The sequence below is a fragment of the Nostoc sp. EspVER01 genome, from assembly GCF_034530635.1.
In the GTDB taxonomy this organism is placed as follows: Bacteria; Cyanobacteriota; Cyanobacteriia; order Cyanobacteriales; family Nostocaceae; genus Nostoc.
Genome location: NZ_JAVRCS010000039.1, coordinates 1 through 16,610, shown reverse-complemented (window position 1 = coordinate 16,610; position 16,610 = coordinate 1). Strand labels below are relative to the sequence as shown.

The 16,610-nt window shown below is 42.2% G+C and carries 15 protein-coding genes; 12 read left to right on the top strand and 3 right to left on the bottom strand.

Annotated features, from left to right (window positions below):
* Positions 1 to 118 precede the first annotated feature (118 nt).
* Together ubiE and RMX69_RS24455 are read right to left on the bottom strand one after the other, a co-directional pair.
* Positions 119 to 823: a bifunctional demethylmenaquinone methyltransferase/2-methoxy-6-polyprenyl-1,4-benzoquinol methylase UbiE gene (gene ubiE, locus RMX69_RS24460; RefSeq protein WP_322638981.1), complete on the bottom strand. Its 705-nt coding sequence runs from the start codon at positions 821 to 823 to the stop codon at positions 119 to 121.
* Between the two features lie 82 nt (positions 824 to 905).
* On the bottom strand, positions 906 to 1,850 hold the full coding sequence (locus RMX69_RS24455) for a response regulator (RefSeq protein WP_289795550.1): 945 nt from the start codon (positions 1,848 to 1,850) through the stop codon (positions 906 to 908).
* Between the two features lie 308 nt (positions 1,851 to 2,158).
* Here RMX69_RS24455 and RMX69_RS24450 point away from each other — a divergent pair, with 308 nt between their 5' ends.
* The 6 genes from RMX69_RS24450 to RMX69_RS24425 all read left to right on the top strand — a co-directional run bounded on the left by RMX69_RS24450 (position 2,159) and on the right by RMX69_RS24425 (position 10,945).
* Positions 2,159 to 3,247 carry a RuBisCO accumulation factor 1 gene (locus RMX69_RS24450; RefSeq protein ID WP_289795549.1) on the top strand — a complete coding sequence of 363 codons (1,089 nt, stop codon included), beginning with the start codon at positions 2,159 to 2,161 and terminating at the stop codon, positions 3,245 to 3,247.
* A 475-nt stretch (positions 3,248 to 3,722) separates the two neighbouring features.
* A complete protein-coding gene (aqpZ, locus tag RMX69_RS24445; RefSeq protein ID WP_289795548.1) occupies positions 3,723 to 4,496 on the top strand; it encodes an aquaporin Z in 774 nt (257 codons plus the stop codon).
* A gap of 481 nt (positions 4,497 to 4,977) precedes the next feature.
* Positions 4,978 to 5,436 (top strand): MarR family winged helix-turn-helix transcriptional regulator, encoded by a 459-nt coding sequence (locus RMX69_RS24440; RefSeq protein ID WP_289795547.1) that lies wholly within the window; start codon positions 4,978 to 4,980, stop codon positions 5,434 to 5,436.
* Between the two features lie 52 nt (positions 5,437 to 5,488).
* Positions 5,489 to 6,826, top strand: a complete 1,338-nt coding sequence (locus RMX69_RS24435; protein WP_322638980.1) for an SCP2 sterol-binding domain-containing protein — start codon at positions 5,489 to 5,491, stop codon at positions 6,824 to 6,826.
* Between the two features lie 605 nt (positions 6,827 to 7,431).
* Positions 7,432 to 9,891: an ATP-dependent helicase gene (locus RMX69_RS24430; protein WP_322638979.1), complete on the top strand. Its 2,460-nt coding sequence runs from the start codon at positions 7,432 to 7,434 to the stop codon at positions 9,889 to 9,891.
* 331 nt (positions 9,892 to 10,222) lie between these two features.
* On the top strand, positions 10,223 to 10,945 hold the full coding sequence (locus RMX69_RS24425) for a hypothetical protein (RefSeq protein WP_322638978.1): 723 nt from the start codon (positions 10,223 to 10,225) through the stop codon (positions 10,943 to 10,945).
* Between the two features lie 5 nt (positions 10,946 to 10,950).
* Here RMX69_RS24425 and RMX69_RS29510 read toward each other — a convergent pair whose 3' ends face one another.
* Positions 10,951 to 11,115 (bottom strand): GrpB family protein, encoded by a 165-nt coding sequence (locus tag RMX69_RS29510; protein WP_354666171.1) that lies wholly within the window; start codon positions 11,113 to 11,115, stop codon positions 10,951 to 10,953.
* A 65-nt stretch (positions 11,116 to 11,180) separates the two neighbouring features.
* On the opposite strand from RMX69_RS29510, the gene rpmI reads away from it, so the two are divergent.
* From rpmI to RMX69_RS24395, 6 genes are all read left to right on the top strand, one after another.
* Positions 11,181 to 11,378 (top strand): 50S ribosomal protein L35, encoded by a 198-nt coding sequence (rpmI, locus tag RMX69_RS24420; protein ID WP_094350284.1) that lies wholly within the window; start codon positions 11,181 to 11,183, stop codon positions 11,376 to 11,378.
* A gap of 19 nt (positions 11,379 to 11,397) precedes the next feature.
* Positions 11,398 to 11,754 carry a 50S ribosomal protein L20 gene (gene rplT, locus RMX69_RS24415; protein ID WP_289795542.1) on the top strand — a complete coding sequence of 119 codons (357 nt, stop codon included), beginning with the start codon at positions 11,398 to 11,400 and terminating at the stop codon, positions 11,752 to 11,754.
* A gap of 12 nt (positions 11,755 to 11,766) precedes the next feature.
* Positions 11,767 to 12,582: a transporter substrate-binding domain-containing protein gene (locus RMX69_RS24410; protein WP_322638977.1), complete on the top strand. Its 816-nt coding sequence runs from the start codon at positions 11,767 to 11,769 to the stop codon at positions 12,580 to 12,582.
* 76 nt (positions 12,583 to 12,658) lie between these two features.
* A complete protein-coding gene (locus tag RMX69_RS24405; protein ID WP_289795540.1) occupies positions 12,659 to 13,183 on the top strand; it encodes a tetratricopeptide repeat protein in 525 nt (174 codons plus the stop codon).
* 174 nt (positions 13,184 to 13,357) lie between these two features.
* Complete coding sequence (locus tag RMX69_RS24400; RefSeq protein WP_322638976.1) at positions 13,358 to 15,340, top strand: primary-amine oxidase; 1,983 nt, start codon at positions 13,358 to 13,360, stop codon at positions 15,338 to 15,340.
* 327 nt (positions 15,341 to 15,667) lie between these two features.
* Positions 15,668 to 16,237 carry a peptidylprolyl isomerase gene (locus RMX69_RS24395; protein ID WP_289795538.1) on the top strand — a complete coding sequence of 190 codons (570 nt, stop codon included), beginning with the start codon at positions 15,668 to 15,670 and terminating at the stop codon, positions 16,235 to 16,237.
* Positions 16,238 to 16,610 lie beyond the last annotated feature (373 nt).

Genomic DNA, 16,610 nt, shown 5'->3' with positions numbered 1-16,610 from the left:
TAGAGCTTAGAGTTAGGAGTTAGGAGTTAGGAGTTAGGAGTTAGAAATGATAAATTTTAAATGAGAATTTATCACTACTCATAATTCATAACCCTTCGGCAGGCTCAGGGCATCGCTTTTAACTAATAACTCCTAACTTACTAAGCACTAGCACTCCCATCATACCGTTCGCAATGGGGTAGTGTGTGGCAACTGCAAAACCAACTTGATGAGCTAACTCTATTTGCTCTTTACCGATGGGAAAACGATCTAAGCTGGGACTGATGTAAGCATATTCTTCTTTTAAGCCTAAATAACTGGCAACTGGCACTACAAAACTGTCCAGATACAACTGCTGAAAAGCGCGTAGCTGAGGATTACTCGGTCGATGAAAGTCTAAAATTGCGGCTTTAGCTCCCGGTTTCAAAACCCGGTATAGCTCTTGGAGACTGCGGGGAATATCTTTAACATTTCTTAAACCATAGCCCATTGTTGCGGCATCAAACTGGTTATCGTCAAAGGGTAAATTGAGGACATCAGCTTCTACCCAGCTAATAGCGGGTTGGGGGTACTGCTTTTGGGAGCGTTCTTTAGCGTTTTCTAGCAGGTTTGGGGAAAAATCCACTCCATACACCTGTCCTGTTGCTCCGATACGCCGTGCCAAACGTAAAGCTAAATCACCACTACCGCAACACAAATCTAATGCAGTATCTCCTGGTTTAGCTGCACTCCATTTTACTGCCATTTCTTTCCAGATTCGATGCTGTCCCAGACTCAACCAATCGTTTAATTGGTCATAAACTGGAGCAATACGGTTAAAAATGGACTGAATTTCGTTAGTCATTGGTCAATAAGTCATTGATCATCAGTCATTCGTCATTTGCCAAAGATAAAGGACAAATGACTAATGACAACTACACAATACCTTAATGAGAGTGACTACTAGTCAGAGCGATCGCCACCAGTTGTGCTGATAAATTAATTAGCACTAATTCATCTTCTCGCAAAGTGCAAGGTTGTTTCCACTGGAGCGACAATACACCCAAAAGTTGATTGCGGTAGCTAATTGGGATCACTAAATGTGCTTGCACACCCGTATTTTGGTAGTGAATCGCATCAACTAATTTAGTGTCTTTAAGTACATTTAAGGAAACTTGCATTTGTCCCGTGGCGATCGCTTCCCTGGTTAGTGGATCTTGAGATAGCCAATTTTCTATTGTACCTGTGTCGCTGTAAGTTCCTTGAGTTGCAACCAGAGTATTTCCATCTGTAAGTTGTAAAATACAGCCGTCTGCTCCAAAAGTTTCACTCACAGCTCTAGCAATGGGAGCGAGAGTTTCTTCTAAGCTAGAAGCAGCTTGAGTTACCTGTACCAAAACACTCAGCAGCGCCATTTGAGCATGAGCACGGCGTAATTCTTCTGTACGTTGCTTGAGCAAGTCATAGGTTTCGGCTGCTCTTTGTACCACTGCCTTTAGTTCCCCTGGGTCCCAAGGCTTGGTGATATATTTGTAGACTTGCCCAGCATTAATTGCTTCTACCAAGTCTTCTATATCAGTAAATCCAGTGAGAATTATTCTTACTGTATCGGGAAACTGAGGTACAGTTTTGCTGAGAAATTCAGTTCCTTTCATTTCTGGCATCCGTTGATCGGAGATAATCACCGCTACCTCCCCTTCTGTTGCCAAAACTTGTAGAGCGTTCACCCCACTATCAGCTTTCAGAACATTAAAGTCGCGTCGAAATGTGCGATAAAGTAAATCTAGATTATCTGGCTCATCGTCAACTACTAGTATTTTCAGCTTTTTTGGTCGTTCGAGAGTCATAACTTGAGATTGGACTTTATCAATTTCGAGATTGGGTTTATCCATAAGATTTTCCTTTAAATATTCACTCTCTTGTTATATTCCATACCAAGTTTAGTTGAGAATAGCCGAAGAGCGCCAAGGGTTTATACTGAGTTATTTTGCATATTTGAGAATGCTAATAGTGAGCGCTACAGAGAAAATTTATTTGCCCAAATATCTGAATTAAAAATGTTGCGCTAGAAAAACCAACTAAATTAGCGAAACTATGGCAGTTTTGATCGTGGATGAGGTGTAGGTCTGGGTATAGATTAAAATAAGACTTGCTCATGAGGTATTAATTAACCTCTCAAGTTGAAGCTCGCACTCCGATTATGACTGATTTACCACCCAACACTCAGAATCCCGAAGATAATGCTAACAATGATGTAGCACAAGAGTTATTCCGAAAACTGAGGCAAAAACAAGGCAACTGGGTGGAATGGGGAGCCGCGATCGCCTCGTTGCTAAAAACCGGTTTCAACCCCCAAGAAATTTTTGAGGCGACTGGATTTGAGCCGATTCAACAAAATCAGGTGGTTGTTGGTTCTCAAGTTTACAATTCTTTGGAAAAGTTTGGAGTATCGGCAGAAACGCGATCGCACTATACTACACGTGGCAGCGATGTTTTATACGAGCTACGTTTACTTACTCAAGAAGAACGCGCCGCCGCCGCCGAACTAATCTTCGTCCACAATGTTGATGCTGATGAGGCACGAGATATAGCAAAAGCCCTGAAAGAGTTCTCTTATTACCGCACTTTACCAGAAGGATTTTCTGCCCATCCTGGGGATGCTGTTGCTCACCAAGTTTGGAAACTGGCACGCCAAAATGCAGATTTGCAACAGCGATCGCGCCTAATTGCCAAAGGTTTGCGTTTTGCTCACACGCCAGGTGCAAGGCAAAAAATCGAACAGTTACTAACTGATTTTACTACCGTTCCCCAGCGTCCAGCGCCAATTTTACCGTTTTACCGCCTGGAATTTGAAGAACAGTTACCCCGAATCTTGCCTGTAGTAGGCGAGTTGCCATTATCACGGCAAGACTTGCAAGCTGTGCCCATACTGACAGAAATTGAACCATTTCGCCTGGTTAAGTTTTCTGGAGAGCAAGCTTGGGTTCCCTTACCAGGTTGGCAAGTGCTATTGGCGGCAGAAGATCCAGTAGTGATTTTAGCGAATAGCGATCGCTTCCCCATCCAAACCCAAAGCCAAACAGGGCCAGTCGTAGTTGTGATAGATCGTGCCCAACGAGAATGGGATGCCTCCAGCTATTTTGTCGTTGAAAATGGTGGTGAATTAGATTTTCAATGGTTTGAAACTGAGCCAGAAATTCCTTTATTAGGACAAATTATTATCATCGTGCGTCCTAAGAAAATTCTGGATGAAGAATTAACTAAGGATTCATGGCAGATTGACGAATAAATTCAATTTTAGACGAGCTAACTGCGTAACACTCCCACGCCAGAAGGTGTGGGAGTGTTGAAGATTAAACTAACTGGAGCAAAAATTTCAACAAGGTTGAGTTAAGGAAAATCGGAGGTTGGCTTGAAGAACTAAATCCAACATTGTTTGGTCATTTGTTGGGTTTGTCTTGATACCATTACTAGATAAGCAAGCTACGCAGTTTACGGTTTTTGAAGCTAAGACCAACCGTATTGCAGCAACTATATTATGAGATCAAAATTATTAAAAAATTAAGTATTTTTCTTATTATTTTAAATTTTACTGTATTTTCATATCTTATCACCGCAATTAACTATTGAGAAAAAATTCCTATTTTTTTCAATTTAGTTTCATCACAAAATAAAGGCAATAGATTTTCTGTTGACAGCAATGACTTAAACATTGTGTAACGTAACTATCACTCATTTGTAGCGGAACAAGGAATTTTCCAAAAATGTCTCTCACAAAACGTTGCTTGGCAGAATTTATCGGCACATTTTGGCTTGTTTTAGGTGGCTGTGGTAGTGCTGTTCTAGCCGCAGCCTACACAGCAGATGCTGCAAAAATCAGCGAGAATACTTCTTTTCCATTAGGTATTGGATTAGTAGGTGTATCTTTGGCATTCGGGCTTACTGTCCTTACAGGGGCTTATGCTTTTGGTCATATTTCTGGTGGTCATTTCAATCCAGCTGTTTCCTTTGGACTGTGGGCAGGTAAGCGCTTTCCGGGGTCTGACTTACTACCTTATATCGCCTCTCAAGTAATCGGTGCAGTTGTTGGTGCGGGCATTATCTACCTGATTGCTAGCGGCAAAACTGGATTTGCCCTAAGTGGCTCCAACCCACTGGCTACCAACGGTTACGGTACTCATTCTCCAGGTGGTTACACGCTGTTTGCTTGCTTCATTAGTGAAGTTGTGATGACTTTCATGTTTCTGCTGATTATTCTGGGGGTGACTGATAGCCGTGCTCCTAAAGGATTTGCACCACTGGCAATTGGTTTTGGACTCACTTTAATTCACCTGATTAGCATTCCTGTAACCAATACCTCGGTTAATCCTGCCCGTAGTACTGGAGTTGCTCTATTTGCAGGTGTAGAACTCTTTTCACAAGTTTGGCTGTTCTGGATAGCTCCGATCTTGGGAGCTATTTTAGCAGGATGGTTGTACGCAGCCGTCTTTAGTGAATCAACTGTGGATGAACGGCAAAACGTCAAAGAGCTAGTGTAAAAGTCATTTTCTGTACAATTTGCCCCGGTATTTCTAGCTTTTATCGGCAGTTCATCAATGTTCAGTTGAAGTTGCGTAGGTGCAATCCACATTATATTGGTGTCAACTTAAGGCGAAACAACTCGTCCGTCGGGAATTGAAATTCCCGCCTCATAGATAAAGTCATCTGAAGATGACTAAATATCGCCAAAAATCTCCAGTCTACTTCAGCAGACTTAAGCTATTAGCTTGAAAATTTATTCCCTGGCGGGTGACAAAGCCAACAGTTAAGTTATTTCCAGCTTAAGTTGACACCAATGCCCACATTAGTCATCGCTTGACATTTCGTTTTGAGATTCCTTAATAATCCTCCGACTTAGAGAGCAAATGAACCAAGCAAAGTTTGTTTTGTCGGGGGATTATTAATTTTATTTCTAGCAGAAACGCTTAGATCGCCGTCTTAGTGCTTGACAGGATAATTAAGTGTATATACACTTAATTTATGCAAGACCAAACTACTCAATTAGCTCTACTTAAAAAAGTTGCAGCTACCTGTACCTGTTTTAATCTCCGCAAAGCATCTCGCACAGTTACACAACTTTTTGATGAGATTTTGCAACCAAGTGGGGTTTTGGCTAACCAGTTTACCTTGCTGACTGCAATCAACTTAGCTGGCTCAGTAACAATCACGCGCCTAGCTCAAGAATTAGTTATGGATCGAACCACGCTGACACGTAACCTCAAACCACTAGAAAAGCAGGGATTGCTCCAGATTCAGCCAGGACAGGATCAACGGATGCGGGTGATCAGTTTAACAGATAAAGGACAAGCCGCTTTGTCCGAGGCTTTACCTCTATGGGAAGTAGCCCAAACTCGTGTATTAGAACAATTAGGGCAAGAACGATGGAGTACTTTGTTATCAGGTTTGTCCGATACTGTATCCTTGCTGCATAAAGGCTAATTTTTTTCTCAAAAAGGTGTATATACACATATTTCTGAATTAGGAAACCTCTATGTCTAAATTTGACGATCATCCAACTGTCAGACAGTATCGCGAGCAAAGCACTATCGATGATTCCACGATCGCTTCTCCTTTAGATGCTGATTGGCTACGTAGTTTGTGCTTGGAGCTAGGAGCGGATGATGTTGGCTTTGTAGAGATTGATCGCCCAGAGATTGCTGCTCAACGCCAGGATATTCTTGTAGCTTTTCCACCGACGAAGACACTAGTTAGTTTCGTGTGTCGCATGAATCGGGAGAATGTTCGTAGTTCAGAGCGATCGCTAGCTAACGTAGAATTTCACACTACAGGCGATGAAGTCAACCAAATTTCTCATGAGATTGTTGCTACCCTTGAACAAAAAGGAATTCGAGCTTTAAATCCAGCAATGGGTTTTCCAATGGAAATGGATCGCTTTCCAGGGAAAATTTGGGTTGTTTCCCACAAACCTGTAGCTGTAGCCGCAGGTTTAGGTCACATGGGGATTCACCGCAACGTTATTCATCCCAAATTTGGCAACTTTATTTTACTAGGGACGATTTTGATCGAAGCTGAAGTAACTAAATATAACAGACCAATTGACTATAACCCCTGCCTGGAGTGCAAATTATGTGTAGTAGCTTGTCCAGTGGGAGCTATTGGTGGTGATGGACATTTCAACTTCTCAGCTTGTTACACTCACAATTATCGAGAGTTTTTGGGAGGATTCACCGATTGGGTAGAAGATATTGCCGAAAGTAAAAGTGCCCATGACTACCGTCAAAAAGTGAATGATTCGGAATCAGCATCAATGTGGCAGAGTCTTGCTTTCAAATCAAACTATAAAGCAGCTTATTGTGTAGCTGCTTGTCCAGCTGGGGAAGATGTAATTGGTCAATTTTTGAGGAATAAGAAAGGCTTTGTTAAAGAAGTAGTCCAACCCTTACAAGATAAAGAAGAAACTATTTATGTTGTTCCAGGTTCCGATGCCCAAGACTACGTAGCGAGAAGATTTCCACACAAAAAAGTTAAGCAAGTTAGCAACAGCCTTCGCCCTAATTCTATTCAAGGGTTTCTTTCCGGGTTGCCTCTGGTATTTCAAAGGAATCAATCAGTAGGACTGGATGCTATTTACCACTTCACATTCACTGGGAAGGAACAATGTCAGGCGACAGTCATAATTAAAGATAAGACAATTCAGGTGGAAAATAGTCATATTGGAACAGCCAATATTCACATTTCTGCCGACAGCTACACCTGGCTTCAGTTTCTAGCCAAGGAACAGAATATTGTTTGGGCGCTAATCAGGAGGAAGATCCGCGTTCGAGGATCGTTACGTTTACTTCAGGCTTTTGGAAAATGTTTTCCCTGATGAATTACTGTAATCGAATATTTACCAAGTTTTTGTCAGGTTTTGTAGTAAGCACTTTAGGAGTTAAAAAATAATGCCTGAACTTCTAACTACGAAATAACTTACTAATCCAATAAAACTAGACAGACTACTATCAACAATTTAGTAATTTGAGATTAATAATCACCTAATACCAATTTTTTATGAAGCTGCATAGAATTCGATCCCCCCTAGCCCACGCCAGTCGCTCCACTTGGGGAGACCCCAAGACCGCGCTGGCTCCCCTTAATAAAGGGGGAACCGGAAAAACATCTATCAAAGTCCCCCTTTTTAAGGGGGATTTAGAGGGGGATCAAGATATGTGCAACTTCACATTAAATTGCTATAAAATTATTTATATATGTGATTTTGAATTAAATCCAAAATCTCAAATCTCAAATTTTATAAGAAGAATTCAGAACTCAGGAGTCAGAATTCAGTATGAATTCTGTACGAGTGGGTGATGAATATTGGTTAAAACCTCGCCCCTGGTGGGCGAAACTAGGATGAAATTTTTTTCACTAATTTAAAACTCTATCCCTTCATGGGTAGAGTATTCTGAATTCTGAATTCTGACTCCTTTTTATATGTCCGACTCTAAATTTACTATTCCTGTTGTTCAAGAATTACTTGACTCAGAATTGTCTGAGCGATCGCCTATTCCTTCTTTGCAGGAAAAGATTCTCAAAATCCGCAACAGTCTTCGCCCTGGACAGCAGCAAATGGCTGATTGGCAATCTGGGCCTTTGGCTATTTCAGCCGTTCCAGGTGCAGGCAAATCTACTGGGATGGCGGCGGCGGCGGCGATCGCGATCGCCCGTCAATATGAACGTTCATCTTCCCGCCGTCAGTTGGTAGTCGTTACTTTTACTCGCTCCGCTGCTGCCAATATTAAAGCGAAGATTCGGAAATTTTTAAGAGATGATTTACGTCTACCCCAGACGGGCTTTTTTGTCTATACCCTACACGGTCTAGCGTTGAACATTGCCAACCGCCATTCTGATTTATCGGGTTTGCAGTTAGAAAATGTCATATTAATTACACCAACCCAAAGTCACCGCTTTATCAGAACTGCTGTAGAACAATGGATTGTAAATAATCCAGATGTATATTTGCGGTTATTGGAAGGTCATCAATTTGATGGAGAAGAGACAGAAAGGTTGCGTCGTCAATCGGTGCTGCGAACAGAAGTATTACCAGAGTTGGCTAATACGGTAATTCATGAAGCAAAAAGTTCTGGGATATCGCCAGAATTGTTGCGGGAGTGGAGTAAACAAACCACAGACGAATATGCAATTTTAAGTGTAGCGGCGGGGTTGTACGAGCAATATCAAAACTTGATGCGATCGCGTGATTTTATCGATTACGACGATATGATTTTAGCCGCACTACGCGTTTTAGAAAACGACAGTGCCCGTCACGTTGAGCAAAACCAAATATTCGCGGTCTTTGAAGACGAAGCCCAAGATTCTAGCCCTCTTCAGACGCAGCTATTAGAAATTTTGGCAAGTAATGGGGGAGAGGCAGGGGGCAGGGGGCAGGGGGCAGGGGGCAGGGAGAGAATAATAACTCCTCAATCATCAGTCATCAGTCATCAGTCAACACTCAATTTAGTGCGAGTTGGCGATCCTAATCAAGCAATTAACTCTACCTTTACTCCAGCCGATCCGATTTATTTCCGGCAATTTTGTGAAGAGTGCGATCGCATCGAACGATTGGCAACGATGGATCGAGCTGGTCGCAGTACTAAAATTATCATTGAAGCCGCTAACTTTTCCCTCAAGTGGATCAATAATCAGTGGTTAGCAAAAACCAAAACCAACAACAAACAACAGATTCCTGATAACCGACAAGTACCATTTCGCTTGCAGACAATTCGCCCTGTGGAAGTTGGCGATCCGCAAGCTAACGCTAACCCCGCACCCGTAGGACAAGGATTAGAACTTTATACACCGCGCGATATTCATCACACCGTTGAATTGTTATCTCAAAGGGTGATTGAGTTATTTGGTGAAGATCCAACAAAAAATAGCGCAGCGATTTTAGTCCGAGAAAATCGTCAAGGACGATGGTTAGCAGAAGCTCTGACACCTGTGTGCAAAGAGCATAAAATTACACTTTATGATGTGGGAGAACGCGATCGCCGTTCCCATGTTCCCCAAGAAATTTTGGCATTATTGCAATTTTGCGATCGCCCCCACTCCCCCGATTATCTCAAAGCCGCCCTAGAAGCCTTAGTCCAGCGCCAATTAATTCCTACTCAAGACCTCAACGCCCTTGCTAGTCTACCAGAAGAATTTTTGTATCCTAGTCCACTAGCAGCACCCCAATCAGAAACAGTACAAAAAGCTGCTCGTTTGTGTCGCAATTTACTTCGTGCCCGCTTAGAACTGCCTCTTTATCAGCTAATTTCCTTTCTCGCCTTGACCTTAAATTACGATCAAGCAGAATTGGCAACTGCTGACAAACTCGCAGAACGGGTTAACCAGCAGATAGCTGGCAATAGTTCAATGAGTGGGATGCTTTCAGCCTTAAGTGAAATCGTCAGTTCTGAACGGTTTGAACCAGTGGAAACCGAGGATTCGGAAGAACGTTACACCCGTCGTGGTCAACTGACGATTATCACTATGCACAAGGCTAAAGGGCTAGATTGGGACTATGTGTTTCTTCCCTTTCTCCACGAAAACTTGATTCCTGGCAGATTTTGGGTTCCTCCCCAAAGCCAGTTTTTAGGCGACTTTACCTTATCAGAAGTAGCCCGCGCTCAAATTCGCGCTACTCTCCACGAAGAATCTACCATACCGGATGTTAGTCAGGCATGGGAGGTGGCAAAGAATTTGAAAACATCTGAAGAGTATCGTTTACTCTATGTTGCCATGACACGAGCAAAGCTGCTGTTGTGGATGTCTGCGGCGCAGAAAGCCCCCTTTACTTGGAGTAAACCGGACAATTTACAAGAACAAGCGCCTTGTCCGGTGTTTCCAGCATTAAAACGCCAATTTCCTGAATGTGTGGTGAATTTAGCGGCAATGAGCAAACAAGTATAAGGGATGGGACATTGGATATTGGGCACAAGAGGCAGAGGGAAAAAACTTACTGCAACTTCTCCTCTGCTCCCCCGGTTGCTGAGCGTAGCCGAAGTTATGCTTTCCTCTCCCCCACTCTCTATAAGGAAACTGAATTAAGAGTGCAACGTCAAACAAATTATGATTCAATTGCGATATTATCCAATACTTCTTGGTTAGGCATCTTTAATTTGGAATTGGGTTTTGGGAAAAGGTTACTGGGTTTGGGTTAAAGCTTTTTTCTTTTCTCTTTCCCCCTTAACCGAGAAGTATGGGATATTATCCGTTCAATTTTTAACAATCAATATATATTATGAAATCAATCACCCAAGCATCTGCCGTAATTAAAAGCACCTTCAAGTCACCCAGAGGAATTTTCTTGACGCTGGTGTTGACAAGCTTGCTATCTTGTGGGTTCGGACTCATTGAAAATAATTCCGCTGGTGCTATTCCTTACCCAGAAGGCACTCAAGTATCCCAATCCCAAGCAAACGAGTTACCGAAAGCGATCGCTAATAAAATTTTACGAAATGCGTCCAGGAATTCCGGCTTGCGTAAACGGGAATTAGAGATTACCCAAGTCACATCAAAAACCTTTAGTAATCCCTGTCTGTTCAAATTTGGAGAAGTTTGTACTAGGGAATACAACCCCATTGAAGGCTGGGAAGTAGTTGTCAAAGTCCGCCAAGATTCGTGGACTTACCATGTCGATAAATCTGGAAGACAAATCATTTTAGATCCCAAAGTGAGTACTTCACAAACATTGCCGAAGGCGATCGCAGATGCAATTTTGAGCGATGCCTCAAGCCGTTCTGGGGTGGGAATTACTGATGTAAAAATTACTCAGGCTACACCAAAAACCTTTGGAAATCTCTGCCAATTCAACTTTGGCGAAGTCTGCACCCAGCAGTACGACCCCGTGGAAGGTTGGGAAGTGATTGTTAAGGTTAAAGAGCAATCTTGGACTTATCATGTGAATAAATCCACTTCGCAAATAATTTTAGATCCCAAAGCTAACGCCACTGAAAAAAGTTAAATAAATCAATGGCTTTGGCTTTTTTCCATATCCTCATTCCGTGCTTTGACCATCAAAGCACGGATATAGTCATTTTTACCATTGGTATAAGCTTCGCGATCGCTCCGAAAACTTGTAGCCAAGTCGCGTTTTAGAACTTCGTAGCGATCGCCGTTGGCTAAATCCTTTATTTAATTGCAGTTATAGCAATTTTAATAGTATATAATAATGGATCGTGTCGAATCAAAGCCAGACCATGCCTAAACTAAAGACTCGTAAAGCCGCGGCAAAACGATTCCGTGCCACCGGTAGCGGTAAAATCGTCCGTCGTAAAGCGTTCAAAAGCCACCTTTTAGAACACAAATCTTCTGACAAAAAACGTGGTATGCGTAAGAGTGCGCTTGTACACGAACGCGACGAACTTAACGTGCGCTTGATGCTCCCATATTTGTAAGTATTTTAGGAAATAAGTTATGACTCGGGTAAAACGCGGTAATGTAGCTCGCAAACGCCGCAATAAAATTCTCAAACTAGCTAAAGGTTTTCGCGGTTCCCATTCAACTCTGTTTAGAACTGCCAACCAACAAGTGATGAAGGCGCTACGGAGTGCCTACCGCGATCGCAAAAAGAAAAAGCGCGATTTTCGTCGCCTCTGGATTACCCGCATCAACGCTGCTTCCAGGCAACACGGCTTGAGTTACAGCCAGTTGATCGGTAACTTGAAAAAAGCTGATATCCAACTAAATCGCAAGATGTTGGCGCAATTGGCAGTCCTCGATCCAGCTAGTTTCGGCAAAGTTGCTGAATTGGCACTTCAAGCTAAAGGATAAAGGTGGTGAGGGATGTATAACAGATGTAACAGACGGCAAGCAATTACTCGGTTACATCTGGTATTATCCGCCACTATCTTTTGGATTTTTTGCTTTTCTTTAGTAGGGACGGGATTAACTGCATCTGCTGCCGAAATGTCAGAAATTCAGCAGCGGGGCTATTTAAATGTTGCCGTTAAAGATAACTTGCGTCCCTTGGGATTTAAAGATGCCAACGGGAATTTACAAGGCTTAGAAATTGACTTGGCCAAGCGTTTGGCAGTTGACTTGGTTGGTAAAGCCGAAGCTGTAAAATTTCAACCTGTAGCGAATCGCGATCGCCTGTCTGTAGTTTTAGACAAGAAAGTTGATTTTGCGATCGCTAGAGTCACAGCAACCGAGTCACGCGCCCGCATAGTTAGCTTCAGTGTTCCCTACTATTTGGATGGCACTGTATTAGTTACAAAAGATGCCTCTGTGCAGCAGTTGAATGATTTGGCAAAACAAAAAATTGCTGTACTCAACAACTCCAGTACCATTGCTCAAGTGCGGTACTATCTGCCAAACGCCGAGTTAGTAGGAGTGGATTCCTATAAAGAAGCGCGAGAGGAAATAGAAAATAATGCTGCTGTAGCCTTTGCCGCAGATGCTAGTGTTCTAAGCGGTTGGGTGCAACAATATCCTCAATATCGGTTACTGCCAACTAAGTTATCAACTGAACCCTTATGTGTAGTAATGCCCAAGGGATTGCAGTACGATGAGTTTAGACGAAATGTGAATCAAGCGATCGCTCGTTATTTAGAAAAAGGTTGGCTCCAGCAACGCTCTCAATATTGGGGTTTACCGTAAATTGGTCATTAGTCATTAGTGAATAACAAATGACAAAAGACAAATAACAAACTTTATAATATTTGTATTTGCAGCAATGGATAACAGTCTAGCCGTTGTTTATCTCTCAATTTTGGTGGTTATACTCACAATTGCAGCCGTGAGTGTGTTTCGCCAGATTTTCAAAACTCGCAAGGTTGAAGGCTCTTTTGCAAGATTGCGAAAGAAATTAGAGAAAGAAAAGGGTACGACTCAAGAATATTATGAGTTAGGCAGTATTTATTCAGAAAAAAAAATGTACTCTCAAGCGATCGCGCTACTTCAAAAAGCTCTCAAAGCTGCTGAAGAAGAGGGAGAAGAAGATATCGCCCCCATTTACAACGGACTCGGCTATATTTATTTTACCCAAGAGCAATATGACTTAGCAATTCGTCAGTACAAAGAAGCTCTCAAATCTAAACCAGATTACGTAACAGGATTAAATAATCTCGGTCACGCCTACGAGAAGAAAAAATTAACGACTCAGGCGTTACAAAGTTACGAAGAAGCACTCAAATTGGCTCCAAATAACCCTATTGCTAAACGTCGTGCTGAATCTTTACGCCGTTTGGTTTCTGCGTAAGATAATGTCCAGGTAATTAAGCATAATACCCGGAACCCCACCCCGCCATAGCTGTGCTTTAGCAGGGTGGGGTTATTTTATTATAATTAATTTCGCTTTAGCCGCTTAATTTATCGGTTTTCAATCTTAGGCTTGGAAATAGATAACTATAAGTCTTTTGTAAAAATGTAAAAGATGATTAAGCGGCTAAAGCGTTTTTTATGGCTATCTATTGCGATCGTTTCCATCATTTCTATCTCAATCGGATTAATGGAAACATTGATAGCTCAACAGCCTTCTATTTCACATCCTCTCACTTCGCTAACTGAGGTAGAAATTAGCACAGCTGTTTTAGTCATTCAAAAAGAAAAAACTTTGAGCGAAATGGCAGCTTTTCCACTTATTGCTTTACAAGAACCAGATAAAAAAGAAGTTCTAAATTTTACACCGGGTAAAACTTTTGGGCGAAAAGCTTTTTTGGTAGTCTATGAACGTTCAGAAAACAAAACCTTTGAGGGTATCGTTGACCTGACAAGCAAAACCTTAAGTTCTTGGAAAGAAATAGCGTCTGTGCAACCTGCGATCGTTAATTCAGAATATGAACTAGCAACTCAGATCGTTAAAGCCGATCCCCGATGGCAAAAAGCGATGCAAAAGCGGGGAATTAACGATTTTAATCAGGTCAAAATTAGTTGGTGGTCTCCAGGAATCCTCAGTCAGCAGGAAGAAGCAACAGGCAATCGTCTTTGTCGCGGCTTATCTTACTACAAAGGTAAAGGCTGGAACTATTACGGTAGTCCCATTGAAGGAGTCTTAGCAACAGTCAATTTGAACACAGGTAAAGTTGCCAGTTTTATTGATAGAGGAAACGTCCCTTTCTCTAAAGAAAATTGGAATTATGATACCAAATCCTTGGGTAAATTACTGTCACCACTTAAAGCATTGAAGATTCTCCAAGCTAATGGTAGAAGTTTCCAGATCAAAGACAATGAAATTAGCTGGCAAGGTTGGAAGTTTCGCTATTCAATGCATCCTCGTAATGGATTAATGCTTTATCAAGTGACGCATAAAGACGGGGAAAATATTCGACCAGTTTTATACCGCGCTAGCCTCTCCGAAATGGTAGTACCTTATGGCGACCCTAAGCCTACTTGGTCGTTTAGAAATGCCTTTGATGTAGGGGAATACAACTTAGGTTTACTAGCAAATACGATGGAATTAGGTAAAGAAATTCCTGAAAATGGCTTGTTACTAAATGCTGTATTTGCGAATGAGCAGGGAGAACCTTATCAAATACCAGGGGTTATCGGTATCTATGAGCGCGATCGCGGAATGCTGTGGAAACACTATGAGTATAATACTCAGCGTAATGATGTCCGTCGCGGTCGAGAATTAGTGATGAAGATGACGGTAGCCATTGATAACTATGATTACAGCATCAATTGGATCTTTCACCAGGATGGGACTTTGGAAGTCCAAAATGAATTAACGGGTATCGTATTGACGCAGGGAACGGCTGCCCAAAAGCAATCTGATGATGATTCCTATGGTCGATTAATTGCTCAGAATATCTTTGGAGTAAATCATCAGCACTTTTTCAATTATCGCCTAGATTTCGATGTCGATGGTCAGGCGAATTCTGTGATGGAAATGAATGTGAAAGCTTTACCGATGGATGAGAAAAATCCTTTAGGAAATGCGATCGCACTTTCAGAAACCCCACTAGCCAAAGAAACGGCTGCTGTGCGCGATTTGGATATGAAAAGCAGTCGCGAATGGATGATTGTTAGCGCAGACAAAAAAAATGCTCTCGGTGCTGCACCTGGATATATGCTGATGCCTGAAGGAAACTCGATATTTTTCCCTGTGGAAGGCTCAAAAATCCGCCAAAGGGCAGAATTTGCGACTCATCACGTATGGGTAACAAAATATAAACCTACTGAACTTTATGCTGGCGGCGATTATCCCAACCAAACTCAACCCGGACAGGGTTTACCAAAATATATTGCAGACGATGAAGCCTTGATGGGTGAAGATATTGTACTGTGGTACACAATGGGCGTAACTCATATTCCGCGATCGGAAGATTGGCCTGTGATGCCTGTTCACCGAGTTGGCTTTAAGCTAGTCCCTAGAGGATTCTTTAGCCGGAATCCAGCGATAAATTTGCCAGAGTAAAATATTTGTTGGCTCAAGTTTCCTTACTAAAAGGCAGGAGTTAGGAGGCAGGGGGCAGGAGGTTAGGAGTATCAATTAAAACTTTAGTTCTGGGTTTAGAGCCACGTTTAAAGAAAAAATTATACTCAGACGTGCAGCGCGTTCGCACAGCGTCTCGCAGAAAAGTATAAAGCATCCTTGCTTCAATCCCACTATAAGGGTGGGTTCCTCCTGCCTTCGACCTCCTGCTTCCTGAATTCAGGTTTTTTTCATGTCTAAAGGCGGTAACTTGAATGCTGATAGACTTATATAGTTCAAATACTGGCACTAGTTAAAATAGGATATCTAATGAACTTTCCAGAAATTAATATTCCCGGTGATGGAACACTGCACGCTCGTTTAATTACTTCCTTGGGTGAAATTGTAGTTCGTTTAGAAGAAGAGCGAACTCCTAACACTGTCAAAAATTTTGTCGGTCTAGCAACCGGAACAATCGACTGGAAAGACCCTAAAACGGGTCAATCTGGTAAGGGAACTCCAGCTTACGATGGAGTTCGCTTTCACCGGGTCATCCCTGATTTTATGATTCAGTGTGGCGATCCTCTGAGTCGTTATCTAGATACAGCTAACCGATGGGGTACTGGTGGGCCAGGATATCAATTTGAAGATGAGTTTCATCCTGAATTGAGACACACTCGTGCAGGTATCTTGTCGATGGCGAATGCCGGACGCGGTACTAATGGTTCGCAATGGTTCATTACAGAAGCACCAACACCTCACCTTGACAACAAACACAGTGTTTTTGGTGAAGTTGTCCAAGGTCTAGATATAGTTAGCAAAATTGCTAATGTGCCTACAACTAGAGATCGTCCAAATCAAGAAGTGGTGTTACAAAAAGTAGAAATTTTTCGGCAGTAATTAACACCTCAGTTTGTAGTAAGCACTTTAGTGCTTAGAAAATAAGGACTAAAGCCGCATTTCTCACTAGCTCAAGGCGTTTGATGGAGTAGAGGAGAAGTAATGAGTAATGAGTAATGAGTAAGAAGTTATTACTTATTACTTATTACTTATTACTTCTTACTTCTTACTTCTTACTTATTACTTATTACTTATTACTTCTTATATCATGTCCGCTTGATTGCTTATTAAACCCGAAGAACCCCACCCCCGCCAAAGCTACGCTTTGTCTCCCCTCCCCGCAAGCGGGGAGGGGATTAAGGGGAGCCAGTGCGGTCTTGGGGTCTCCCCAAGTGGAGCATCTGGCGTGTGGGGTGCAATGACTGTGGTTAGC